Consider the following 24,428-nt stretch of genomic DNA (forward strand, 5'->3'; position numbering starts at 1 on the left):
CGGAAATAAGGCGGCCTCATTTTGCCTTATTCAGCCAATAAAGGAGTGAAGTTCGCATGAATTGCCCAGACCTTTTTGAACACCAGGAATTCAAAACCAGGAACCAGGGACCGGTCGAATGCCTTGGCCAGACATTCGACTCCGACGAGGCGCGGCGGGAGCACTTCCTTGGCCTCTTGCGCGATATGCTTACGGAACTCCACGCCAAGCTCGGCGGTGTGCCCTTTACCACGGTGGAAGACGCGATTCAGCGTCTCAAGTCTCTTCAGCATTGGCCGGTTGGAGACGAAAGGCGAATCAGGGAATTGGCGGAACGCATGGGTCAAGCGTCACGCGTCCAGCGTCTAGCGTCATCGGATACCGACGCGCGACGCACGACGCGCGACCTTCTGACGCTTTACAAGGACGAGGTCGGCTTCCCGCACGGGGAGATCGAGGACATCCTGAACCTCTCCGATCCTCCGTATTACACGGCGTGTCCGAACCCCTTCATCGCGAACTTCATCAAGCACTACGGCAAGCCCTATGATCCGAACGTGCCTTACAGCAAGGAGCCATTCGCAGCGGACGTAAGAGAGGGGAAGAACGATCCCATCTACAACGCGCACTCCTACCACACCAAGGTGCCGCATAAGGCGATCATGCGGTACATCCTGCACTATACCGAGCCGGGCGACGTGGTCTTCGATGGTTTTGCCGGAACCGGGATGACCGGCGTTGCGGCGCAACTTTGTGGTGACCGCAAGACGGTGGAGTCGCTTGGCTACAAGGTGGATGAGCAAGGCGTCATCTACCAGCAGGAGGAAGAAACGGATGAGTTTGGCAGAAGGCGCCCGGTCTGGAAGCCCTTCTCAAGGCTCGGCGCCCGGCGTGCCGTCCACAACGACCTGTCGCCTGCGGCCACCTTCATCGCCTACAACTACAACACGCCGGTGGATGTGCCGGCCTTCGAGCGCGAAGCCAAACGCATCCTGAAAGAGGTGGAAGAGGAATGCGGCTGGATGTATCGGACGCTGCACACAGCGTCCTCCAGGATTGAGCAGCGAGGACTGAGCGATGAGTGGGCCGGCAAGCTCAAGGCCTGCAAGACAGTCGAGGAGATCCGCGCCTTACTCAGCCCTCAGTCCTCAGTCCTCGGCACTGTGAATTACACCGTCTGGTCGGATGTGTTTGTTTGTCCCGAGTGTACGCGGGAGGTGGTCTTCTGGGAAGCGGCGGTGGACAAGGAAGCGGGCAAGGTGCACAGCGAGTTTCCCTGTCCCCACTGCGGCGCCACACTCACCAAGCGCAACATGGACCGCGCCTGGGTGACCCGCTACGACAAGGCCATCGGCCAGGCCATCCGCCAGGCCAAGCAGGTGCCGGTGCTGATCAACTACAGCGTGGGCAAGAAGCGCTTTGAGAAGACGCCCGACGCCTTCGACCTGGCGCTCATCGAGAAACTCGAGGCGCTGGACATTCCCTACTGGTTCCCGACCGACCGGATGCCGGAGGGATACAACACCGAGCAGCCGAAGGTGTCACACGGCCTCACCCACGTGCATCATTTTTATACGAAGCGGAATTTGTGGGGGATTGCTTCTTTTGTCCACAGAATGCATCGTATCTCAGAGGCTAAACTGCGGTTACGGCTGTTCTTCACAAAGACAGCGGCAGAGCGAATAACGTCTCGACTTGCGAGTATCGCTTTTAGCTACTTTTTCCATGGAGGCGGGGGTTTTATCAACGCTGGAACTAAGGGGACCTTGTATGTCTCCTCCACGGTTCCAGAGATTCCCGCCTACACGAGCCTTGAGTCGCGGCTGTTATCTATGAAGTGGGAGCTTCCCGGCAATGCAGTCGTAGCCATCAGCACACAATCGACTACAAGCGCTATATGTAATGCAGAATCGGTTGACTATGTGTTCGTAGACCCACCATTTGGGGGAAATCTCATGTATTCCGAGCTGAGCTTCCTATGGGAGGCTTGGCTGAGGAGTTTCACCAACAACAGGCATGAGGCGATCGAGAACAAAGTCCAGGGCAAAGGCTTGCCGGAGTACCAGCGGCTGATGACCGAGTGCTTCAAGGAATACTACCGGGTGCTCAAGCCAGGCCGCTGGATGACCGTGGAGTTTCACAACTCCAAGAACAGCGTCTGGAACAGCATTCAGGAAGCACTGCAAACGGCAGGCTTCGTCATCGCCGACGTGCGAACGCTAGATAAAAAGCAGGGATCATTCAAACAATACACTTCGGCAAGCGCAGTCAAGCAAGACCTTATAATCTCCGCCTACAAACCCAACGGTGGCCTTGAGGAACGGTTCAAGCTGACGGCCGGCACCGAGGAAGGTGTCTGGGACTTCGTCCGCACGCACCTGAAGCAGCTTCCGGTGTTCGTCTCCAAGGACGGCAAGGCGGAGGTCATCGCCGAGCGGCAGAACTACCTGCTCTTCGACCGCATGGTGGCCTTCCACGTCCAGCGGGGCGTGACGGTGCCTCTCTCCGCGGCGGAGTTCTACGCCGGTCTCGCCCAGCGCTTCCCGGAGCGCGACGGGATGTACTTCCTGCCCGAGCAGGTGGCGGAGTACGACAAGAAGCGCATGAAGGTGAAGGAGGTCCTGCAACTCCAGCTCTTCGCCACTGATGAGGCCTCCGCCATCCAATGGCTCAAGCAGCAGCTCACCAGGAAGCCGCAGACCTTCCAGGAGCTCCATCCGCAGTTCCTCAAGGAGATCGGCGGATGGCAGAAGCACGAGAAACCACTCGAGCTCTCCGAGCTGCTGGAACAGAACTTCCTCCGCTACGACGGCAAGGGCGAGGTGCCGAGCCAGATCCACAGCTACCTCTCCAGCAACTTCAAGGAGCTGCGCAACCTGCCCAAGGACGACGAGCGCCTCCGGGCCAAGGCCAAGGACCGCTGGTACGTCCCGGACCCCAACAAGGCCAGCGACCTGGAGAAGCTCCGCGAGCGGGCCCTGCTGCGCGAGTTCGAGGAGTACCGCGAGTCCAGCTCGAGGCGCCTGAAGGTGTTCCGCCTCGAGGCCGTCCGCGCCGGCTTCAAGAAGGCATGGCAGGAGCGCGACTACGCCACCATTATCGCCGTGGCGCGCAAGATCCCCGAGAACGTCCTTCAGGAGGACCCCAAGCTCCTCATGTGGTACGACCAGGCGCTCACGAGGATGGGAGAGGAGTAAACCATGTGTGCCGCGAATCGCCAAACAGTGGATCTAAGTAAATATGCGCGAAACATTCTTGCCGACGAAGATCGTCCTTTATTCGATGAAGCTGTCAAAGCGGGGAAGGCTGGCGCACTCCGAGCCGCCTACGTGATGATATGGCTGGCATGTGCGGAATCCTTGAAGCGACGCTTCCGTGAGGCGCAAAAACGCGACAGTGCTGCGGGCAGAATCGTTAGTGATATCGAAAAAAAAGAGCGTGAGCACAAGTCCGTAGATAAATTCGTTTTGGACAAAGCTCACGAGTACGGCTTCTTATCTGATTCTGGTCACACAATCCTGAACCACGTCTACGAGATGCGCTGTCTTTACGGCCATCCTTACGAGGAAGCCCCATCGCAGGAGCAAGTGTCACATGCTGCGGCAGTTGTGGTTGAACACGTGTTGTCCAAGGCAGTCAAGCTACGGCATGGGTTTGGCAAACAGTTGCTTAAGAGTCTGCTGGAGAATCGAAGTTATTTGGACGACCAGCAAACGGCAGTTACGGCATTCACCAAGGATATTATCCCAAGGCTGGACGAGAGCATTCATGGCTGGTTACTAGACAATTACTGGGAAGAACTGGAGAAGTTGGCAGATGATTCATCGATGGCCATCTTCTTCCGACGTGGAATATGGTTTTGCCGTGCGATGCTTATGGAGGTCGGAGTTGGTGTATTCTCACATGATGAATGGCATGACAAGGTTAACCGATTTCCGAAGACGCTGATGCGTGTATGTAGTATTGCTGACCTCTTCAGAGAGATCGGCAAACGTGCGCAAGATTCGTTGGTTGGCTCGATCCTAGCCGAGTCTGGCACACGTTCCAGTGTCCTTACGTATCTTGAGCGTCTCGACAATGATGGCGCGTTGTCAAAACGCCAGAAGCAGCGTTTCACCGAGCGCGTATCGCGCTTGTCTTCAAGCGAGCTACGGTCCGCGTCATTGAGCACGAAAACTTGTTTCCAGAACTTGATCAATGCGTTGCAATCATATACTTGGCCGAAGCAAAACCCAGCGATTGAACTGATTGTTTCGAACGGGCCCGGCCAGGCTGCGGCCCTCAACGAAGAGCAGCAGGTGGAGCTCGGCCGGAACATTCTCCAAGCTGCTGATGGCAGAGCTTTTTCAGCTTGTGCATTTCTTGAGAAGCTGTCGCAAGATGGGGCATCTTGGCCGTTAGACGTTGTTCGGGGTATTGCACTCGAGACGTTCACCAATGAGAAAAACGAAATTCGCTTTAAGGATCGTCATTTGAATAGAGTCCTCTCTGCCCTTGCCCATCTCAACAAGAAGCAACGTGAGCAGATTGTCGCTGAGATTGTAGCATCGGTAGACGTTGGCAGTCCCAAGAGTTGGGTGGGCAGGAAAGATTTCGACAGTGTTATCGAGTCTTTGAGGGCTTATAAGTGGACCGCGCCGTTGATATCGAGGCTCGAAGCGAAGGCGGCGTCTCTCCCCGGTGAAGATGAAGAGTGGTGACTATTGAGCGATGAAAGCGGATCAAATGCGGCAGGATTCGATAGGGAAGTCAACTAAGAAAGTGTCAAGAAACCGTGTACAAACCAGGTGGAACTGAAGAAGGATGAGCCAAGCGACGCGTTCATCATCTTTCAATAAGCAGCCATTTGCCGAGGGCGATTGGGTACTCGTCCATCCACACCAAGTATTGGGCAGGATCATTGAGAAGTCTGTCCTGTGGGGCAATGCATTTTTCCGCGTCTGGCTTCCATCAACCGATTCGATCATCCGCGTCGATGCTTCAGCTCTTTCACCTACTCAGTCCTCAGTCCTCAGCACTCATCACTTGACCTATCTCGCCGCGGCGGCGCGGGTCGCCGATGCGCTGACCCAGGACGTCCTGCTTGCGCCCATCGAATCTTCCGTCATCCCGTTGCCACACCAGATTCGGGCTCTCTCCAGGGCCATTTCCAACGACCGCGTGCGCTATCTCCTGGCGGACGAGGTGGGCCTCGGCAAGACCATCGAGGCAGGTCTCATCATGCGGGAACTCAAGCTCCGGGGCCTGGTGAGGCGGACGCTGGTGATCGCCCCGAAGGGCCTGGTGACCCAATGGGTGGCGGAGATGCGCACCCACTTCGGGGAGGAGTTCCGCCTCCTCATCCCGAGCGACTTCTCCGCCTACCGCCGCATCGCCCGGGAGGACAACCTCTGGCAGAGCCATCCACAGGTGGTCTGCCCCATGGACTCTGTGAAACCCCTGGACGGCCGGCGCGGCTGGTCGAGGCAGCAGGTGGCCGAGTACAACCGGGAGCGTTTCGAGGACCTGATCTCCGCCGGCTGGGACCTGGTGATCGTGGACGAGGCCCATCGCTTGGGTGGAAGCACGGACCAGGTGGCCCGCTACAAGCTCGGCCAGGGGCTGGCCGAGGCCGCGCCCTACCTGCTCCTGCTCTCCGCCACACCGCACCAGGGTAAGACCGATGCCTTCCACCGGCTGATCTCCCTGGTCGACGCCCAGGCCTTCCCCGACGTGAGCAGCGTGACCAAGGAGCGGGTACAGCCCTACGTCATCCGCACGGAGAAGCGCCGCGCCATCGACGCGGAGGGCAAGCCGCTTTTCAAACCCCGGCGCACGGAGCTGGCACCGGTCTCCTGGGAGGATCGCCACCGGGATCAACGGCTGCTCTACGAGGCGGTCACCGAATACGTGCGCGAGGGCTACAACCAGGCCATGCGCGAAAAGCGCAGCTACATCGGATTCCTCATGATCCTGATGCAGCGCCTGGTGGTCTCCAGCACCCGCGCCATCCGCACCACCCTGGAGCGGCGCCTCGAAGCGCTCGAGGCCCCACAGGAACAGCTCACACTCTTCCCGCAGCTCAGCGAGGAGGACTGGGCCGACCTGGACGGCCAGGAGCAGATGGACACGCTGCTCAAGACCCGGCTCAAGGCCCTGAAGAATGAACGGGCCGAGGTGAAGCTGCTTCTGGAAGCGGCAAGACGCTGCGAAGCCCAAGGCCCGGACGCCAAGGCCGAAGCGCTCCTGGACTGGATCTACCGTCTCCAGGCTGAGGAAGGCGACCCGGATCTCAAGGTGCTGGTGTTCACCGAGTTCGTGCCGACCCAGGAGATGCTGTACGAGTTCCTGACCGAGCGTGGCTTCGAGGTGGTGTGTCTCAACGGCTCCATGGACATGGAGGAGCGCAAGCGGGTCCAGGACGCATTCGCCAAGGATGCCCGCATCCTCATCTCGACGGACGCCGGTGGTGAGGGTCTCAACCTCCAGTTCTGTCATGTGGTCATCAACTACGACATCCCCTGGAACCCGATGCGCCTGGAACAACGCATCGGCCGGGTGGACCGCATCGGCCAGACCCATACGGTGCGCGCCATCAACTTCGTGTTCGAGGACTCGGTCGAACACCGTGTCCGCGAGGTCCTGGAGGAGAAACTGGCGGTCATCTTCGAAGAGTTCGGCATCGACAAGACCGGTGACGTGCTCGACTCGGCCCAGGCGGGCCAGATCTTCGATGATCTGTATGTGGAGGCCATCCTCAACCCTGATGTGGTGGAGACGAAGGTCGACGAGGTCCTGAAAAACATCCAGGAGCAGGCCTGGGAGTCCCGACAGAGCGCCTCCGTGCTCGGCTCTACCGAGGACCTGGACCCTCGTGAGGCCCAGCGGCTGCTGTCCCACCCGCTCCCGCATTGGGTGGAGCGCATGACGGTAAGCTACCTGCAGGCTCACGGCGGTAAGGCTGAGAGGAAGAACGGCGCCTGGGATCTCACTTGGCCCAACGGCGAGCGACTGACCAATGTCGTCTTCACCAGCAAGGAGGCTGAAGAGAAGCCTCTGAGCCGCCACTTGACGCTGGAAGATCCCAAGGTGCGTGGGCTGGCCATGCGCCTACCTCCCTTTGCCCCTGGACAACCGGTCCCGGTCATCACGCTTACCAACCTTGCCCCAGAGATCATGGGTTTCTGGTCACTCTGGCGAATCTCGATCTCGACCGCCGACTGGAACCGCCGCCGGATCATGCCTTTGTTCCTGGCCGACGACGGTCGGGTGTTCGCGCCGACTGCCCGGCACATCTGGGATCAACTGGTGGTAACGAAGCCCACGATCCTGCGGCATTTGGACGTCGAGACCTCTCATCAAGCCTTCGAGCGACTGCAGGAGGCGGCGGAACGACAGGGGAAGACGATCTACGACGAGCTGGTGCAGGCTCACCGGGAGCGTCTTGCTCGGGAGCGTGAGAAGGGCGAGTACGCCTTCGCTGCGCGACGCAGAGCCATCGAGCGCATCGGACTGCCCCAGGTCCGTAACCATCGCCTGAGTCTCTTGGAACAGGAGGAAGAACGCTTCAGGGAACAACTCGAGCGCAGGGCCCAGATCTTGCCGGAAATGGCGCCCCTGCTTCTCGTCCGCGTGGAGGGAGGCGCCCATGGGTAGTTGGCGTGACCAAATCCTGAGTGAGTTCACACCCCAGGTCGCCCGGCTTACCCTGGTCGCGGATCCGGACGGCCTGCTCCTTGAAGAAGGTGTCCTCGAAGGGATCCGGGAACGGGGCTTTGAGCTGATCCCGTTCGAGGATCATGTCGCCTTTCGCTATGCCTACGAATCCAAGTTCCGCTCCCGCTGGGACCGCGGCGAGGAAACCGATCTGGTGGTGGTGCTGAGATCGCCTTCGAGCGATCTCGATGCCTTGCCCTACGACCTGCTGCAGGCTGGCCGCAAGCTCTCGTTCAACCTGGGCGATCTCTTCCCGAATCTCAGCTATCCCGTGGTCGCGGCGCTCGACCGGGCTGATCTCGACGCCTTGTTCGATGCGCAATTGAGGCACGCGCCGGGGCAGCTCGGCGACAACGCTACGAAGGAGTTCGTCCTTCGTCATGTGTTCGAGATCGCTCCGGAACTCATCAAGCAGCCATCGGACCTACTCCGGGTCTTGCTGCGTCGTCATTACCGCGGACAACGAATCCCGGCCATCCTCGATGAGCGCTTTATCCAGGTGCTTCGTCAAAACGGCCTGTTCGAGGATTGGCCTCTGGAAGCCATCATTCCGGACGCGCAAGCATTCTTTGCGTTCCTGCAGGAGCGCTGGCCGGTGTTCCTGGATTCGCTCGCAAAGCCGAAGGACGATGCCGTCCACGAGGACGCGGCGGACTACGGCTTCGAGTTCCCAGGACCGACGCTTTTGCCTTTCGACCACCACGATGTCCGCATTTACATCGACAACCTTTTCCTCGAGGGCTTGCTCCAGCCGGTTCCTCACGAGCAATCGCAAGCGCTCGCCAAGACCTGGGTGGCTTACGGCATCAAAGTCTCCCCCGTGGAGAACCGTCGCCGCCGCATGGAGGGGCTGCTGGATTCCATCGAGAAGACGATCCCCACGGTGCAGGCGCGTTATGGGGAGTGGCTCCATTTCGCCTACCGTTGGGCGGAACTCGTCGCTTTGGAGCTGGAGCCGGACACCACCCTGCCGGAAGAATACCGGGAGCGCCTGGAGGCATTGAGATCCCGGATCGATTCTGCGCTCACCGATTGGGTGGTGAAGCGCTACGCGAGCCTGATCAACCTTCCGCCCGCGCCGCCGGTGATGCTGCATCACATCCCGCGGTTCCTCGCCCGAAGCCTCGGAGACGACCGGCGCACGAAGATCGCTTTTCTGCTGGTGGACGGCCTCGCCCTGGACCAATGGATCGCCTTGCGCGAGGTGCTCGGAGAGCTGGATTCGAAGCTGCGGTTCCGTGAGAACGCCGTTTTCGCTTGGATTCCCACCATCACCTCGGTTTCCCGTCAGGCCGCCTTTGCCGGCAAGCCGCCGATCTACTTCCCGGCGAGTATCCATACCACAGACAAGGAGCCGGGCCTTTGGACGCAGTTCTGGGTCGATCAGGGGCTGACGCAGCATGAGGTAGCTTACGCCAAGGGGCTGGGCGACGGGGACATGGACGAGGTCTCCGAGCTACTGAGCCGGCCCAGGCTACGTGTCGTCGGACTGGTCATCGACAAGGTCGACCGGATCATGCACGGCATGGAGCTGGGTGCAGCGGGGATGCACAACCAGGTTCGGCAATGGGCCAGGCAGGGTTTCATGCGGGACCTTCTCGGCCTGCTCCATGACCGCGGTTTCCAGGTCTACCTTGCCTCGGACCACGGCAACATCGAGGCGAAAGGCGCAGGACGGCCTGCCGAAGGGGCGGTTGCGGACCTGCGCGGCGAGCGCGTGCGTGTCTACTCCGATCCCAGGCTCAGGGCTCAAATCAAGGAGCGATTCCCGGAGTCCTTGGAGTGGCCCTCGGTGGGCCTCCCAGAGGACTACCTCGCCCTCATCGCTCCGAACCGGGCTGCTTTCGTGCGGGCGGGTGAAACCCTCGTCGGTCATGGAGGCATTAGTGTCGAGGAACTGCTCGTCCCTCTTGTCCAGATCGATAGGAGGGACCGATGAACAGTCGCCTGACCCAGATCGGTTTCAGCCAGCGGGTCCGTCTTGAATGGCTGGAGAGAACGGCCAACCTGGTGCTTGCCGGAAACGACGAGGCGTCCATCTACAACGCCCTCCAAGAGCTGCTCGAAGACAAGCTGTCTGTCGGCGGGAATGCCAAACGCGGCAATCGGGAGAAGGTGATCACCATTCTGATGAAGATCTGGGTCCGCCCCCCGCGCGACCTCCATCCCCTTCAGCGGGAAGGCCTCAAGCTTCTCTCACACCTGCCGCGTGAGGACCATATCGCGGTCCACTGGGGCCTGGCCATGGCGGTTTATCCGTTCTGGGGGGCCGTAGCGGCCCATGTGGGGCGACTGCTCAGGCTCCAGGGAACGGCCGCAGCCAGCCAGGTACAGCGCCGTGTGCGGGAGCAATATGGGGAACGCGACACGGTATCCAGAGCGGCACGACGGGTGCTGCGGAGCTTCGTCGATTGGGAGGTCCTGAAGGAAACATCGGAAAAAGGCATCTATACCGCTGGGCTTTCACTCGCCATAGCTCAGGTGGAGGTTATCGCCTGGTTGGCCGAGGCCTTCTTGCACGCTCATCCCAACGGTTCGGTGGCTCTGAGAACGGTCCTCGATTCCACGAGCCTGTTCCCGTTCCGTCTCAGCCCAATATCCGCAGACCACCTGGTCGCGGTATCCGGACGGCTCGATGTGCTGCGACACGGCCTTGACCAGGACTTGATCATGCTCCGCACGGAAAGCCTGCCAGCGGCGAAGGGAGGCGGATCATGACGCTTTCGGATCATCGACTCCATGATCTGATTCGCTTCTATGAAATTCTCGATATGTTTGCCGAGAGAATTGGTGGGCCGAGAATGCTGACAGAATGTGCTGGCCGGGTACGGCTGAATACGAACCAGGAAACCAGAGAGGTGTGAACATGCCGTCAAGAGGCGAGATCAAGAGCGAGAAGATTCTGGTGAAGGATATCTTTTCCCGGATGTGGTTCCGGGTTCCCGAGTACCAGCGTCCCTACGTGTGGGGCCGGGAAGAGATTGCCGACCTTCTTGATGACGTGACCTTTGCCATGACGGAAAAGCCCGATTTCGAGTATTTCCTGGGCTCGTTCGTGTTCCAGTCCAAGCCCGCAGCGCCGGATAGCGGACAGGAGTTTGACGAAAACGACCTTCTCGACGGGCAGCAGCGCATGGCGACGTTGCTCATGCTTTTTGCCGTGCTGCGAGATTTGGCGGAGGACCCCGACGCCAAGGACGACTGCCAGAAGTGCATCTATCAGAAAGCCAGCAAATACAAGGTCATTCCGGAACGAACCCGCCTAGTGTTCGCCATACGTGATGAGGTGCAAAAGTTCATCGATGAGTTCGTCAAGGCCGACGGCGGCACGAACCGAGAGGATGACCTGAAGCGTATGGTTTCCAAGGGAGGAGACGTATCCGTGCGGAACATGGCCGCCGCCATCCTCGAGATCCGCGGGTTCTTCCGCGAGAACCCGAACACGAAGCCCGAAGACCTGCTCCAGTTTCTCCTCAACAAGGTGCTTCTCATCTACGTCTCGACCGAAGACCTTGAAGATGCCTTCCGGTTGTTCATGATCCTTAACGATCGGGGCATCCCCCTTCGCAACAGCGACATCCTGAAGTCCATGAATCTCGGGGCCTTGGAGAGCGAGGAAGAGAAGGTCAAGTACGCCAAAATGTGGGAGGAGGCGGAAAGCGAGCTTGGGGATGACTTTGATCGATTCCTCAACCACGTGCGGACCATCCTGGTGAAGGACAAGGCGCGGCTGAGTCTTCTTCAGGAGTTCGAGGACAAGATTTACAACCCCAAGGAGCGGGACAAGGCGACAGGTCAGAAAAAACCCGTGCTCCTCAAGAAAGGGCGCGAGACATTTGAGCTGATCGAGCGATACCTGGGGCAGTATCGGACCTTGCTGGGCGGCCAAAACTACGACGAAACCGGCGGCAGCTTCGAGTTCGACAACCTTATCAAGGTCATGCTCACGGGGCTGCCTGCAACGGACTGGGTCCCGCCTTTGCTCAGGTATTTCGACAAGTTTAAATACGACCGCATTCTGGAGTTCTTGAAACGCCTCGATAACAAGTTCTCGGCCGACTGGATTTGCCAGTACACTCCCACGGACCGTATCGCTGCGATGAACAAGATCATCCAGGCAATCGATGACGCCAACACTGTGGACGACCTTTTTTCCACCGACGTTTTCGACATTGATGAAGGATCGCTCGTCCGAATGTTGGACGGAGCGGTATATGGCCGGCGATTTGCCCGATATCTGCTTCTGAAACTTGACTACCTCTACCAGAACCACGACCAGCGGATGCATTTCGAGACCCTGTCTGTCGAGCATGTTCTGCCGCAAAACCCAACGGAAGACAGCCAGTGGGTCAAAGATTTTTCAGAAGAAGAGCGAAACGAGTGGACCGACAAGCTCGGTAACCTTGTACTCATAACCCGGCGCAAGAACTCGTCGCAAGGGCGACTGGATTACTCAGAGAAGCGCAAAAGGTACTTTGAGAAAAACATAGACACCTGCACCAATTCCCTTCGTGTCCTGCGAAGTGAAAAATGGACTCCCACCGAACTGAAGGCAAATCACAAGACGGTCCTAAAAAAGCTCGGAAAGCACTACGGGATCAACGTGGATGTGGTCTCCGCAGTCAAGGACGTGAATACGGATGGGTCGGAGGTGCCAAATGCCGAATAGCGTTCCCGATATCAATCCCACCAATAGCAGCCGAATGCACTGGGTCGATCAAAACGGCACCGCCTGCGGGGGAAACAGGATGCGCCTTGAGGGAACGACATGCATGGAGGTGAAACAATGCCAAGACGTAAGACTTACCATGTGACTCCTCGGACCGACGGCGGCTGGAACGTCAAAGAAGAAAATGCGTCAAGGGCGTCCAGCAGCCACGATACGAAGGCCGAGGCCATAGCCCGTGCCAAGGAATTGGCGAAGAAGCAGGCGCTTGGACAGGTGATCATTCACAAGCAGGACGGTACGATCCAGACGGAACACACATACGGCAAGGATCCGTATCCGCCCGAAGGATAACAGGACGTTCCGGATGAGCTTCCGCTTCTGGAGACGAATCAGGATCGCACCGGGCGTGACCCTGAACCTGAGCAAGTCGGGCGGCTCTCTTTCGTTCGGGCCGCGCGGGGCGAAGTTCACCATCGGTCCGAGGGGCAAGCGGGCCACGGTGGGCATCCCGGGAACAGGCCTTTTCTACACGACCACGCTTCCGAGCGGGAGGTCCAGCGGTAGGAGAAGCGCGTCCTACTCCGCTCCGGCCGTCCCAACGGTCCGCCCGGAAGACCGGCTGACGCTGGGTTTCTTCAAGCGGCTCATCACGCCGGACGACGAGGAGGCCCTGGTGGACGGGTGCCGGGAGTTGGTGCTGGGGAATGAGGACAAGGCGCTTCAGCACCTTGAACAGGCGACTCACCTGGCCGACGGCGCGTACCTCGCCGGTTTCCTGGCGCTCAAGCAGGAGCGGCTGATCGAGGCCGCGAACTATCTGGCGACGGCCGCCGAGAAGTACCGCCGATTGGGAACCTACTTCTCCAAGTACGGCATCTCCGCCACCATGAGTCTCCCCATCACAGACGAGGTGTCCGCGCATGTGGGGCCGGATCTCCGCGGCGTGCTGTTGGGCCTGGTGGAGGTCTATCAGCGTCAGGAGCGCTGGGAGGATGCGATTGCCTGCCTGGAGCGCTTGCTGCGCCTCGAACCCGACGACGTGGTGGTGAAGCTGTCCCTCGCGGAGCTGCTGTTGGACGCCCGCCCGGGCGACAAGACAAATCGGCAGGAGAGCCGATTTGGACGTGCCGAAGGCACGCCCGAAGGGCGCGAGCCACGGACGGCGAGCGTCAACGTCTGCCGGAAGATCGTGCGGTTGGCCGAAGGCATCGAGAACGAGACGCCGGTCCACACCGCTCTGCTGCTCTACAAGGCCAGGGCCCTGCGTGGGCTCGGGCTCCTGATTGCTGCGCGGGAGACCCTGACGGGCGCCCTGCGCCGGAGGAAAGGCCGGTCCGAGGAACTGCTCCGGGCGCTCCGGTACGAACGGGCCCTGGTCTACGAGAACCTCGGCCAGCGCCGGCGGGCGCACAGCGAGCTCGAGAAGCTCTACGCCGAGGACCCGGACTACGAGGACGTGGCGGCCCGGTTGGGACTGTAGCGGAAATCCGCATCAACGCCGTTTCCGCCCCCTCGGGGATGTGCCGCTCTTTGAAAAGATATTGTGTATCAACTGGTTAGGTGATATCCTGGCGGTGGAGAGTGGTTATGAAGAGGGTTGCAAGCGGGGAGCCATTCCTGAAATAGAAGGCCTGGCAACCCGCACCAGGCCTTTCTCGTTTGTCCAAGCCAGGCTCTCACCGCCTCTCGGCGGCTGACCGCGGCCCTCCCTGGCCGCGGCCCTTCGGGCGCACTGCGTGCGTCCGATTCCGCTCCCGGCGGAATCGTCGAGCGCGTCCCGGGGAGCCGGCCCCCACCAAGGCCCGGCTTCCCCGCCAGGCCTTTCTCCTTCCGCCCCCTGCCCCCTGCCCCGGAGCCGAAACGCCGCGCTGGGTCTATGCTCGCCGTGGCGGGCGCGTCCCCGCGGGGCGCGCGCGGTAAAGGGGCGGCGTCGGCACGCATGATCCGGACGAGGCGCGTGTACCTGCCGCCGGGGCCCGGGGACGGGGTCCGGGTCCTCGTGGATCGGCTCTGGCCGCGGGGGCTTGCGCGGAAGGCGGCGGCGGTGGATCTGTGGCTGCGGGAGGTGGCGCCGTCGGACGCCCTGCGCCGCTGGTACGGCCACGACCCTGCCCGCTGGGCGCGGTTTGTGCGCCGCTATCACGCCGAGCTCGAGGCGAGGCCGGAGGCGGTGGATCGGCTCCTTGCCCTCGCCCGCGAGGGTCCGGTGACGCTGCTCTTCGCCGCGCGGGACACGGAGCGCAACAACGCGGTGGCCCTCAGGGCCTTCCTCGAGGCGCGGCTGCGCCGGCGGCCGGCGGCGGACCCTTCGGGCTGAGGGGGTCGGGCCCGCGCCGATGGGCGGGTCCGGCGCCGTGACGCAGGCGGCACGGTCCGGGCCGGCCCGGGCGATGCGCCCCCCGCCTCGGCGCGGCCGCAGCACCCCCGCGGATACGCCGGCGCAACGCCCCGCGCGCCGGGCCGCCGCGTTCCCGCCTTGCGCGCCGCCGTGCTGCTGCGCTGCAGCATGCCGGATCCGGCCGTGGCATCTCCGCAGGGCGCAGGCCATGCCTTTCGCAACATGCGCTTACATGTTGGGCAAGAAATTCTTTTGCATGATCCGGGCTCTTGGTGTTGCATCGCAGCATGCAAGGCGTATAATGCGCGCCAACGCGACGGCTTGTGTGACTCCTCCATCCTCCTTTGGTGGTAGCTTGCCGGTACCCTCCCACCCTTCGGGTACCGGTTTTTTTTTGCCCCCGCCCGTGCCAGCATCGACGCCATGGAACCGGCCTGGGAGCACTTCGACCACGGCGCCGACATCGGCGTGCGCGGCTGGGGGGCGACCCCGGAGGAGGCCTTCGCCCACGCCGCCCTCGCCCTCGTCGCGGTGATCACCGACCCCGCCCGGGTGCGGCCGCGGGAGGCGGTGGAGATCACCCTCGAGGAGTCCGACCTCGAGTACCTGCTCTACGCCTGGCTCGGGGCCCTGGTCTCGGAGATGGCCCTGCGGCGGATGCTCTTCGGCCGCTTCGAGGTCGCCATCGAGGATGGCACCCGCCTGCGGGGGCGCGCCTGGGGCGAGCCCGTGGACCCGGACCGGCACCGCCCGGCGGTGGAGGTCAAGGGCCCGACCTTCACCGCCCTCGCCGTGCGCCGCGAGCCCGACGGGCGCTGGCGCGCGCAGTGCGTGGTGGACGTCTGAGGTCTCGAAAAGGGCACCCGCCGACCCCACAAAGGACCCGTCCGCGGGAGGTCTCGTGATGGAGCTGCGATCGCTCGAACCGCTCGCCGAGTGCGTCTGGCGCCACCCGCCGCGGGGGCGGATGCGGGTGCCGGTGGTCTTCTTCGGCGACCGCGAACTGCTCGCGGCCATGGACGAGAAGGTGCTCGAGCAGGCCGCCAACGTCGCCACCCTGCCGGGCATCGTCGGCGCCAGCTACTGCATGCCCGACGCCCACTGGGGCTACGGCTTCCCCATCGGGGGGGTGGCCGCCTTCGATCCCGACGAGGGCGGCGTGGTCTCGGCGGGCGGGGTCGGCTTCGACATCTCCTGCGGCGTGCGCACGCTGCACACGGGCCTCGACGAGGAGGCCCTGGCGCCGGTGCGCGAGCGCCTCGCAGACGCCCTCTTCCGCCACATCCCGGCCGGGGTCGGGGTGGGGGGGCGGATCCGCCTCGACGACGAGGCCATGGAGGCGATGCTGCGAGGCGGTGCGCGCTGGGCCGTGGCCGAGGGCTGGGGCGAGGCGGCCGACCTCGCCCGCGTCGAGGAGGGCGGATGCGTCGCGGGGGCGGACCCGGACGCGGTCTCGGCCCGCGCCAAGGCGCGCCAGCGCCCCGAGATGGGGACCCTGGGCTCGGGCAACCACTACCTCGAGGTCCAGCGGGTGGGCGCGATCCACGACCGCGAGGCCGCCCGCGCCTACGGTCTCGAGGAGGGCGCCGTGGTGGTGAGCCTGCACTGCGGCTCCCGCGGGCTCGGCCACCAGATCGGCACCGACTACCTGCCGCGCATGGCCCGCGCCGCGGCGGGCCACGGCATCGCCCTGCCCGACCGCGAGCTCGCCTGCGCCCCGATCCGCTCGGAGGTGGGCGCGCAGTACCTCGGCGCCATGCGCGCGGCCATCAACTGCGCCCTCGCCAACCGCCAGATCCTGACCCATCTGGTGCGCGAGGTCTTCGCCGACGTCCTCCCCGCGGCCCGGATCACGCTGCTCTACGACGTCTCGCACAACACCTGCAAGGAGGAGCGGCACGTGGTGGACGGGGTCGAGCGCACCCTCTTCGTCCACCGCAAGGGGGCGACGCGGGCCTTCGGCCCCGGCAGCCCGGGGCTGCCGCCGGAGTTCGCGGCCGTGGGGCAGCCGGTGCTCATCGGCGGCACCATGGGCACCGCCTCGTGGGTCCTCGCCGGCCGCCCCGGCCCGGGCGAGGGCGCCTTCCAGTCGGCCTGCCACGGCGCTGGCCGCCGCGTGAGCCGCCGCCAGGCCAGCCGCCGCTGGCAGGGGCGCAGCCTGATCGAGGAGATGGCCGCGCGCGGGATCCTCCTGCGGGGGCGCTCGCTGCGCGGCCTCGCCGAGGAGGCTCCGGGGGCGTACAAGGACGTGGACGCGGTGGTGGAGGCGGCGGAGCGGGCGGGCCTCGCCCGGCGCGTGGCGCGCCTCGAGCCCCTCATCTGCATCAAGGGCTGACCCTGGGGCGGCGGTGACCGCAGGGGTGCGGCTCTGCGACAATGCCCCCGGGGCGAGACCACGGAGGTTCGGACCATGAGCGAGCGCGAGGAACCCCAGGCCGTCCGCCTGCAGGAGGGCGACGCCCTCATCGTCGTCGACGTGCAGAACGACTTCCTCCCCGGCGGCGCCCTCGCCGTGCCCGCCGGCGACCAGGTGGTGCCGGTGCTCAACCGGTACGCGGAGCAATTTGCCGCCGCGGGGCTGCCCGTCTTCGCCACCCGCGACTGGCACCCCGCCGACCACTGCTCCTTCCGGGACCAGGGGGGGCCGTGGCCGCCCCACTGCGTGGCCGGGACCGAGGGCGCGGCCTTCGCCCCGGGGCTGCGCCTGCCGCAGGGCACGGAGGTGATCTCCAAGGCCGACACCCCCGAGCGCGACGCCTACTCCGGCTTCGAGGGGACGGATCTCGCCGAGCGGCTGCGCCGGCGCGGCGTGCGGCGGGTCTTCGTCGGCGGCCTCGCCACCGACTACTGCGTGTTCAACACCGTGCTCGACGCGCTCGGCGAGGGCTTCGAGACCTGGGTCCTGGGCGACGCCATCCGCGCCGTGAACGTGCGCCCGGGCGACGGCGCCGAGGCCGAGCGGCGCATGCGCGAGGCGGGCGCACGCTTCCTCACGCTGGACGCGCTGGAGGGCGCCGCTTGAAGACGCCGCCGCTGCTCACCGACCTCTACCAGCTCACCATGCTCCAGGCCTACCTGGAGGGGGGGCTGACGGAGACGGCCTCGTTCGAGTTCTTCGTCCGCCGCCTGCCGCCGCGGCGCGGCTTCCTCCTCGCCGCCGGCCTCGAACAGGTCCTCGACTACCTCGAGGGGCTGCGCTTCGGCGAGGCCGAGCTGCAGTGGCTGCGCGACAGCGGCCGCTTCAGCGCCGACTTCGTGGACTGGCTCGCCGCCTTCCGCTTCACCGGCGACGTCGACGCCATGCCCGAGGGGACGGTGTGCTTCGCCGACGAGCCGATCCTGCGCGTGACCGCCCCCCTGCCCCAGGCGCAGCTGGTGGAGAGCCGCATCATCAACCTCCTCCACTTCCAGACCCTGATCGCCTCCAAGGCCGCCCGCTGCGTCCTCGCCGCCCCGGGGCGGCTGCTGGTGGACTTCGGGCTGCGCCGCGCCCACGGCGCCGAGGCCGGGCTGCTGGCGGCGCGCGCCTGCTACATCGCCGGCTTCGACGGCACCGCCACGGTGGAGGCCGGGCGCCTCTGGGGCATCCCCGTCTACGGCACCATGGCCCACTCCTTCATCCAGGCCCACGCCACCGAGGAGGAGGCCTTCGAGCGCTTCGCCCGCGCCCAGCCGGACAACGTCGTCCTCCTCATCGACACCTACGACACCGAGGCCGCCGCGCGCAAGGTGGTGGCCCTGGCGCCGCGCCTCGCCGCCGAGGGGATCCGCATCCGCGCCGTGCGCATCGACAGCGGCGACCTCGCCGAGCACGCCCGCCGCGTCCGCGCCATCCTCGACGCCGGCGGCCTCGCCGAGACGCGCATCTTCGCCAGCGGCAACCTCGACGAGTACGCGCTGGCGAAGCTCGCGGCGCAGGCGCCCATCGACGGCTTCGGCGTCGGCACGCGCATGGACACCTCCGCCGACGCCCCCTATCTCGACTGCGCCTACAAGCTGCAAGAGTACGCCGGGCGGCCGCGGCGCAAGCGCTCCGAGGGCAAGGCCACCTGGCCCGGGCGCAAGCAGGTCTACCGCCGCCACGCCGACGGGCGCATGGCGGGCGATCTCCTCACGCTTGCCGACGAGGCCGCCGAGGGCGAGCCGCTGCTGGCGCCGGCGATGCGCGGCGGGCGGCGGCTGGCGGCGACGGACCTGGCCGCCGCGAGGGCGCGGGCGCGGGCGCAGCTCGCGGCGCTGCCCGAGGGGGTGCGCGACCTCGAGGCGCCGGCGCCCTACCCGGTGGCGGTGGCGCCGGCGCTTCGGCGGCTCGCCGACGCCCTCGACCGCGAGGCCCACTGAGACGGGGGGCGTGCATCGGCCATGAACGAGGAGACCCCGCGCGTCATCGACGCCGGCACCGGCGAGCCGGTGGCCGCCGAGGGGGGCCTTGCGGTCGCCGCCGACGTCCTCCCGGGCGAGCTGCTGCTGCTGCCGCTGCCCGACCGCCCTTTCTTCCCCGCCCAGACCCTGCCCATCGTGGTGGAGGAGGCGCCCTGGCTGGAGACCATCCAGGGCGTGGGCGAGACGCCGCAGCGCGTGCTGGGGCTGGTGCGGGTGGCGACGGCGCGGCCGGATGCGGCCGGCCCCGGCGAGTTCGCCGCCGTGGGCACCGTGGCCCGCATCCACCGGCCCATGCGGGCCGAGGGCAAGATCCAGTTCATCGCCGAGGGCCTGCGCCGATTCCGCATCCGGCGGCTGCTCGCCGAGCGGCCGCCCTACCGCGCCCAGGTGGACTACCCGGAGGAGCCCGCGGGGGGCGAGGAGACGGAGCTTCGCGCCTACGCCGTGGCCATCATCGAGGCGATCAAGGAGCTCCTGCCCCTCAACCCCCTCTATTCCGAGGAGCTCAAGTACTTCCTCAACCGCTTCGGCCCCAACGAGCCCTCCGCCCTCGCCGACTTCGCCGCCGCCATCACCACCGCCCCGCCCGAGGAGCTGCAGCAGGTGCTCGAGACGCTGCCGCTGCTCGAGCGCATGCGCCGGGTCCTGGTGCTGGTGCGCAAGGAGCTGGAGGTGGCGCGCCTGCAGGCGCAGATCCGCAAGCAGGTGGAGGAGAAGCTCGGCGAGCAGCAGCGCCGCTTCTTCCTGCGCGAGCAGCTCAAGGTGATCCAGCAGGAGCTGGGCCTCGCCAAGGACGACCGCACCGCCGAGATCGAGCGCTTCCGCGCCCGCCTCGAGGGGCTGGAGCTCACGGACGAGGCCCGCAGCCGCGTCGAGGAGGAGCTCGACAAGCTGGCGGTGCTCGAGCTCGGCTCGCCCGAGTACGCGGTCACGCGCAACTATCTGGACTGGGTCACGGCCCTGCCCTGGGGGCGCCGCTCCGAGGACCGCCTCGACCTCGCCGCGGCGCGGCGCATCCTCGACCGCGACCACGAAGGGCTCGAGGACGTCAAGGAGCGCATCGTCGAGTTCCTCGCCGTGGGCGCGCTGCGGGGCGAGGTCACGGGCTCGATCCTGCTCCTGGTGGGCCCGCCCGGCGTGGGCAAGACCTCCATCGGCCGCTCCATCGCCGAGGCCCTCGGGCGCGGCTTCTTCCGCTTCAGCGTCGGCGGCATGCGCGACGAGGCCGAGATCAAGGGCCACCGCCGCACCTACATCGGCGCCATGCCCGGCAAGATCATCCAGGCCCTGCGCCGCACCGGCACCGCCAATCCGGTGCTGATGCTGGACGAGATCGACAAGATCGGCGCCTCCTATCAGGGCGACCCCGCCGCGGCCCTGCTGGAGGTGCTCGACCCGGAGCAGAACCAGGCCTTCCTCGACCACTACCTGGACCTGCGCTTCGACCTCTCCTCGGTGCTCTTCGTCTGCACCGCCAACCAGCTGGACACCCTGCCGGGGCCGCTCCTGGACCGCATGGAGATCCTGCGCATCCCCGGCTACCTCACGGAGGAGAAGGTGCGCATCGCGCGGCGCCACCTCTGGCCGCGCCAGCTCGCCCGCGCCGGCGTGCCCGCGGGGCGGCTGCGCATCAGCAACGGCGCGATCCGGGCCATCGTCGAGGGCTATGCCCGCGAGGCCGGCGTGCGCGGCCTCGACAAGCGCCTCGGCCGCATCGTGCGCAAGGCCGTGGTCCGCCTCGTCGAGGACGAGGGGGCGGGGCCGATCCGCGTGCGCGCGGCCGACATCGAGGACTGGCTCGGCCCGCGCCCGTTCCGCGAGGCCCGCCACCGCCTCGCGCCGGGGGTCGCCGTGGGGCTGGCCTGGACGCCCCTCGGCGGCGCCACCCTCAGCATCGAGGCCACCCGCGTGCACGGGCGCGCCCGCGGCCTGCGCCTGACCGGGAAGCTCGGCGAGGTGATGCGGGAATCGGCCGAGATCGCCTACAGCTACGTCGTCGCCCACGCCGACGCGCTGGGGGTGCCCGCGGGCTGGTTCGACAGCGCCTTCATCCACCTGCACGTGCCCGCCGGCGCCACCCCCAAGGACGGCCCCAGCGCCGGCATCACCATGGCCACGGCGCTGCTCTCCCTCGCCCGCGGCCGGCGCATGGCCCGCGGGCTCGCCATGACCGGCGAGCTCACCCTCACCGGCGAGGTCCTGCCCGTGGGCGGGATCCGCGAGAAGGTCCTGGCCGCGCGCCGCGCCGGGATGCGGGCGGTGATCCTGCCGCAGGCCAACCGCGGGGAGTGGGAGGAGCTGCCGGCGCATCTGCGCGAGGGCCTCGAGGTGCACTTCGTCCGGCGCTACCCCGAGGTGGCCGCCCTCGCCTTCGCCGCCCCCTGATCCTCCCCGCGCAAAAGAAAAGGGGCGCCGCGCGCGGCGCCCCGCAGAGGCCGATACCCGCAACGTGGGGGAGGGGAAGGAGAAGCTCCGGGTATCGGTGACAGCGGATGGTTGACCATCCCGGTGTCGCGGCATACCTTAGCATTCCGCTCAGGATCACGCAACCCCCCGCAGGCCGCGTTGCCGGGGGGATTGCCCGAGCGGTTCATACGGGACTATATTGGTCCCATATTTCACCGGAGCAGCCCCATGCTGCGCATGAGCAAGCTCACCGACTACGGGATCGTGGTGATGTGCCACCTGGCGCGCGACCCGGCCACGCCCCGCAACGCCGGCGACATCAGCGCCGCGATCCAGATCGCCCAGCCGACCGTGAGCAAGATCCTCAAGCTGCTCGCCCGCGAGGGGCTGCTGGAGTCGCGCCGCGGCGCCAAGGGCGGATACCGCCTGGCCCGCCCGCCGGAGGCGATCACCGTCACCGAGATCATCGACGCCATGGAGGGCCCCATCGCCCTGACCGAGTGCAGCGCCGACGACCGCCACTGCGCCCAGGAGCCGCACTGCTCGGTGCGCAGCAACTGGCAGTGGATCAACCGCACGATCCGCCGCGCGCTCGACGGGATCACCCTGGCCGAGATGGTGCAGGCGCGCCGGCCGGGCCTCGAGGTCCGCATCGAGGGGGCCGCCCCGGGCGCCTCCTGCCCCGCCGGCTGAACCGGAGGAGAGCCATGTCCAGCAGCACCCGCGAGATCGACGCCCTCGTCCAGCAGGAATACAAGCACGGCTTCGTCACCGAGATCGAGCAGGAGAGCCTCCCCCCGGGGCTCGACGAGGACGTCATCCGCCACATCTCGCGCAAGAAGGGCGAGCCGCAGTTCCTGCTCGACTTCCGCCTCGCGGCCTACCGCCACTGGCTGACCATGGAGGAGCCGCGCTGGGCCAAGGTCCACCACGCCCCCATCGACTACCAGGCCATCAGCTACTACGCCGCGCCCAAGATGCCCAAGGACCGGCCCAAGAGCCTGGACGAGGTGGACCCGGAGCTGCTGCGCACCTACGAGAAGCTGGGCATCCCCCTCGCCGAGCAGGAGCGCCTCGCGGGCGTGGCCGTGGACGCGGTCTTCGACAGCGTCTCGGTGGCCACCACCTTCAAGGAGAAGCTGGCCGAGATGGGCATCATCTTCTGCTCCTTCTCGGAGGCCGCGCGCGAGCACCCGGAGCTGGTGGAGCGCTACCTCGGCAGCGTCGTCCCCTACACCGACAACTTCTTCGCCGCCCTCAACTCGGCGGTCTTCTCCGACGGCTCCTTCGTCTACGTGCCCAAGGGCGTGCGCTGCCCCATGGAGCTGTCCACCTACTTCCGCATCAACGCCTCCAACACGGGCCAGTTCGAGCGCACCCTCATCATCGCCGACGAGGGCGCCTACGTGAGCTACCTCGAGGGCTGCACCGCGCCCATGCGCGACGAGAACCAGCTGCATGCCGCGGTGGTGGAGCTCATCGCCCTGGAGGGGGCCGAGATCAAGTACTCCACGGTGCAGAACTGGTACCCGGGCGACAAGGAGGGCCGCGGCGGCATCTACAACTTCGTCACCAAGCGCGGCGACTGCCGCGGCGCCAACTCCAAGATCTCCTGGACCCAGGTGGAGACTGGCTCCGCCATCACCTGGAAGTACCCGAGCTGCATCCTCCGCGGGGACAACTCGGTGGGCGAGTTCTACTCCGTGGCCCTCACCAACAACCTGCAGCAGGCCGACACCGGGACCAAGATGATCCACATCGGCCGCAACACCCGCTCCACCATCATCTCCAAGGGGATCTCGGCGGGCCGGGCGCAGAACACCTACCGCGGGCTGGTCAAGATCCTCAAGAGCGCCGAGGGGGCGCGCAACTACACCCAGTGCGACTCGCTCCTCATCGGCGAGCGGTGCGGCGCCCACACCTTCCCCTACATCGAGATCCGCAACCCCACCGCGCAGGTGGAGCACGAGGCCACCACCTCCAAGATCTCCGAGGACCAGCTCTTCTACTGCCTGCAGCGGGGCCTCAGCCCCGAGGACGCCGTCTCCATGATCGTCAACGGCTTCTGCAAGGAGGTGCTGGCGGAGCTGCCCATGGAGTTCGCGGTGGAGGCGCAGAAGCTGCTGGGGCTCAAGCTCGAGGGCAGCGTGGGCTGACTTTCCCCTTGCCATACGGGAGCGCGACGAGATGCTGAAGATCGAGAACCTGCACGTGCGGGTCGAGGACAAGGAGATCCTTCGCGGCCTCGACCTCGAGGTGAAGGCCGGCGAGGTCCACGCCATCATGGGCCCCAACGGCGCCGGCAAGAGCACGCTCTCGCACGTGCTCGCCGGGCGCGAGGGCTACGAGGTCACCGCGGGGCGGGTCGAGCTGGACGGCCGGGACCTGCTCGCCCTGCCGCCGGAGGAGCGCGCCCGCGAGGGCGTCTTCCTCGCCTTCCAGTACCCGGTGGAGATCCCGGGGGTGAGCAACGTCTTCCTCCTCAAGGCCGCGGTCAACGCCGTGCGCAAGCACCGCGGCCTGCCGGAGCTCGACGCCATGGACTTCCTGAGCGCGGTCAAGGCCCAGATGGCGGCGCTCAAGATGAAGGAGGACTTCCTCTACCGCTCGGTCAACGAGGGCTTCTCGGGGGGCGAGAAGAAGCGCAACGAGATGCTCCAGATGGCGCTGCTGGAGCCGCGGCTGGCGATCCTCGACGAGACCGACTCGGGCCTCGACATCGACGCGCTCAAGATCGTCGCCGACGGGGTCAACCGCCTGCGCTCGCCCGAGCGCGCCTTCATCGTCATCACCCACTACCAGCGCCTGCTCGACTACATCCACCCGGACCGCGTCCACGTCCTCGCCGAGGGCAGGATCGTGCGCTCGGGCGGCCCGGAGCTCGCCCACGAGCTCGAGGCCAGCGGCTACGGCTGGCTGGAGAAGGGGCCGGAAGAGGCGGCGCGGGCCTGAGGGGGC

17 protein-coding genes are annotated in these 24,428 nt (G+C 65.4%); all 17 read left to right on the forward strand.

Features of this window, described 5'->3' with window-relative positions; genetic code table 11:
* Nucleotides 1-56: 56 nt before the first annotated feature.
* The 17 genes from EDC57_RS08850 (at nucleotide 57) to sufC (ending at nucleotide 24,422) form a co-directional block, all read left to right on the forward strand.
* The gene (locus tag EDC57_RS08850; RefSeq protein WP_123401500.1) at nucleotides 57-3,176 is read left to right on the forward strand and encodes a DNA methyltransferase; all 3,120 of its coding nucleotides are present in this window, start codon (nucleotides 57-59) and stop codon (nucleotides 3,174-3,176) included.
* A 3-nt stretch (nucleotides 3,177-3,179) separates the two neighbouring features.
* Nucleotides 3,180-4,679 carry a hypothetical protein gene (locus tag EDC57_RS12650; RefSeq protein WP_148051446.1) on the forward strand — a complete coding sequence of 500 codons (1,500 nt, stop codon included), beginning with the start codon at nucleotides 3,180-3,182 and terminating at the stop codon, nucleotides 4,677-4,679.
* A 103-nt stretch (nucleotides 4,680-4,782) separates the two neighbouring features.
* Nucleotides 4,783-7,614: a helicase-related protein gene (locus tag EDC57_RS08855; protein WP_211331943.1), complete on the forward strand. Its 2,832-nt coding sequence runs from the start codon at nucleotides 4,783-4,785 to the stop codon at nucleotides 7,612-7,614.
* Nucleotides 7,607-9,613: a BREX-3 system phosphatase PglZ gene (pglZ, locus tag EDC57_RS08860; protein ID WP_123401502.1), complete on the forward strand. Its 2,007-nt coding sequence runs from the start codon at nucleotides 7,607-7,609 to the stop codon at nucleotides 9,611-9,613. The genes EDC57_RS08855 and pglZ overlap by 8 nt, the downstream gene beginning before the upstream one ends.
* Complete coding sequence (locus tag EDC57_RS08865) at nucleotides 9,610-10,392, forward strand: hypothetical protein (protein ID WP_123401503.1); 783 nt, start codon at nucleotides 9,610-9,612, stop codon at nucleotides 10,390-10,392. Before pglZ ends, EDC57_RS08865 begins: the two co-directional genes overlap by 4 nt.
* A 148-nt stretch (nucleotides 10,393-10,540) precedes the next feature.
* Nucleotides 10,541-12,343: a DUF262 domain-containing protein gene (locus EDC57_RS08870; protein ID WP_123401870.1), complete on the forward strand. Its 1,803-nt coding sequence runs from the start codon at nucleotides 10,541-10,543 to the stop codon at nucleotides 12,341-12,343.
* 117 nt (nucleotides 12,344-12,460) lie between these two features.
* Nucleotides 12,461-12,694: a DUF2188 domain-containing protein gene (locus tag EDC57_RS13400; RefSeq protein WP_211331944.1), complete on the forward strand. Its 234-nt coding sequence runs from the start codon at nucleotides 12,461-12,463 to the stop codon at nucleotides 12,692-12,694.
* Between the two features lie 13 nt (nucleotides 12,695-12,707).
* A complete protein-coding gene (locus EDC57_RS08880) occupies nucleotides 12,708-13,823 on the forward strand; it encodes a DUF4236 domain-containing protein (RefSeq protein WP_123401505.1) in 1,116 nt (371 codons plus the stop codon).
* A 459-nt stretch (nucleotides 13,824-14,282) separates the two neighbouring features.
* Entirely contained in the window at nucleotides 14,283-14,660 is a 378-nt protein-coding gene (locus EDC57_RS08885; RefSeq protein ID WP_123401506.1) for a DUF488 domain-containing protein, read from the forward strand.
* A gap of 444 nt (nucleotides 14,661-15,104) precedes the next feature.
* Nucleotides 15,105-15,527, forward strand: coding sequence for an archease (locus tag EDC57_RS08890; RefSeq protein WP_123401507.1), 423 nt, complete (start codon nucleotides 15,105-15,107; stop codon nucleotides 15,525-15,527).
* Between the two features lie 58 nt (nucleotides 15,528-15,585).
* Entirely contained in the window at nucleotides 15,586-17,016 is a 1,431-nt protein-coding gene (locus tag EDC57_RS08895) for an RtcB family protein (RefSeq protein WP_123401508.1), read from the forward strand.
* Nucleotides 17,017-17,091: 75 nt separating this feature from the next.
* Nucleotides 17,092-17,703, forward strand: coding sequence for an isochorismatase family protein (locus EDC57_RS08900; protein ID WP_123401509.1), 612 nt, complete (start codon nucleotides 17,092-17,094; stop codon nucleotides 17,701-17,703).
* On the forward strand, nucleotides 17,700-19,022 hold the full coding sequence (locus EDC57_RS08905; protein WP_245995200.1) for a nicotinate phosphoribosyltransferase: 1,323 nt from the start codon (nucleotides 17,700-17,702) through the stop codon (nucleotides 19,020-19,022). The genes EDC57_RS08900 and EDC57_RS08905 overlap by 4 nt, the downstream gene beginning before the upstream one ends.
* Before the next feature lie 21 nt (nucleotides 19,023-19,043).
* Nucleotides 19,044-21,449: an endopeptidase La gene (gene lon / locus EDC57_RS08910; protein ID WP_123401510.1), complete on the forward strand. Its 2,406-nt coding sequence runs from the start codon at nucleotides 19,044-19,046 to the stop codon at nucleotides 21,447-21,449.
* Nucleotides 21,450-21,698: 249 nt separating this feature from the next.
* Nucleotides 21,699-22,163 carry an SUF system Fe-S cluster assembly regulator gene (locus tag EDC57_RS08915; RefSeq protein ID WP_123401511.1) on the forward strand — a complete coding sequence of 155 codons (465 nt, stop codon included), beginning with the start codon at nucleotides 21,699-21,701 and terminating at the stop codon, nucleotides 22,161-22,163.
* Between the two features lie 14 nt (nucleotides 22,164-22,177).
* Nucleotides 22,178-23,626, forward strand: coding sequence for a Fe-S cluster assembly protein SufB (gene sufB / locus EDC57_RS08920; protein ID WP_123401512.1), 1,449 nt, complete (start codon nucleotides 22,178-22,180; stop codon nucleotides 23,624-23,626).
* Between the two features lie 31 nt (nucleotides 23,627-23,657).
* On the forward strand, nucleotides 23,658-24,422 hold the full coding sequence (gene sufC / locus EDC57_RS08925; protein WP_123401513.1) for a Fe-S cluster assembly ATPase SufC: 765 nt from the start codon (nucleotides 23,658-23,660) through the stop codon (nucleotides 24,420-24,422).
* Nucleotides 24,423-24,428: the final 6 nt, after the last annotated feature.

Origin of the sequence: Inmirania thermothiophila (assembly GCF_003751635.1) — a bacterium.
Classification (GTDB): Bacteria; Pseudomonadota; Gammaproteobacteria; order DSM-100275; family DSM-100275; genus Inmirania; species Inmirania thermothiophila.

Excerpts from the sequence above, each read along its gene's own strand:
- EDC57_RS08850 (WP_123401500.1), top strand. The coding sequence starts at position 57 with ATGAATTGCCCAGACCTTTTTGAACACCAGGAATTCAAAACCAGGAAC.
- EDC57_RS12650 (WP_148051446.1), top strand. The coding sequence starts at position 3,180 with ATGTGTGCCGCGAATCGCCAAACAGTGGATCTAAGTAAATATGCGCGA.
- EDC57_RS08855 (WP_211331943.1), top strand. The coding sequence starts at position 4,783 with ATGAGCCAAGCGACGCGTTCATCATCTTTCAATAAGCAGCCATTTGCC.
- pglZ (WP_123401502.1), top strand. The coding sequence starts at position 7,607 with ATGGGTAGTTGGCGTGACCAAATCCTGAGTGAGTTCACACCCCAGGTC.
- EDC57_RS08865 (WP_123401503.1), top strand. The coding sequence starts at position 9,610 with ATGAACAGTCGCCTGACCCAGATCGGTTTCAGCCAGCGGGTCCGTCTT.
- EDC57_RS08870 (WP_123401870.1), top strand. The coding sequence starts at position 10,541 with ATGCCGTCAAGAGGCGAGATCAAGAGCGAGAAGATTCTGGTGAAGGAT.
- EDC57_RS13400 (WP_211331944.1), top strand. The coding sequence starts at position 12,461 with ATGCCAAGACGTAAGACTTACCATGTGACTCCTCGGACCGACGGCGGC.
- EDC57_RS08880 (WP_123401505.1), top strand. The coding sequence starts at position 12,708 with ATGAGCTTCCGCTTCTGGAGACGAATCAGGATCGCACCGGGCGTGACC.
- EDC57_RS08885 (WP_123401506.1), top strand. The coding sequence starts at position 14,283 with ATGATCCGGACGAGGCGCGTGTACCTGCCGCCGGGGCCCGGGGACGGG.
- EDC57_RS08890 (WP_123401507.1), top strand. The coding sequence starts at position 15,105 with ATGGAACCGGCCTGGGAGCACTTCGACCACGGCGCCGACATCGGCGTG.
- EDC57_RS08895 (WP_123401508.1), top strand. The coding sequence starts at position 15,586 with ATGGAGCTGCGATCGCTCGAACCGCTCGCCGAGTGCGTCTGGCGCCAC.
- EDC57_RS08900 (WP_123401509.1), top strand. The coding sequence starts at position 17,092 with ATGAGCGAGCGCGAGGAACCCCAGGCCGTCCGCCTGCAGGAGGGCGAC.
- lon (WP_123401510.1), top strand. The coding sequence starts at position 19,044 with ATGAACGAGGAGACCCCGCGCGTCATCGACGCCGGCACCGGCGAGCCG.
- EDC57_RS08915 (WP_123401511.1), top strand. The coding sequence starts at position 21,699 with ATGCTGCGCATGAGCAAGCTCACCGACTACGGGATCGTGGTGATGTGC.
- sufB (WP_123401512.1), top strand. The coding sequence starts at position 22,178 with ATGTCCAGCAGCACCCGCGAGATCGACGCCCTCGTCCAGCAGGAATAC.
- sufC (WP_123401513.1), top strand. The coding sequence starts at position 23,658 with ATGCTGAAGATCGAGAACCTGCACGTGCGGGTCGAGGACAAGGAGATC.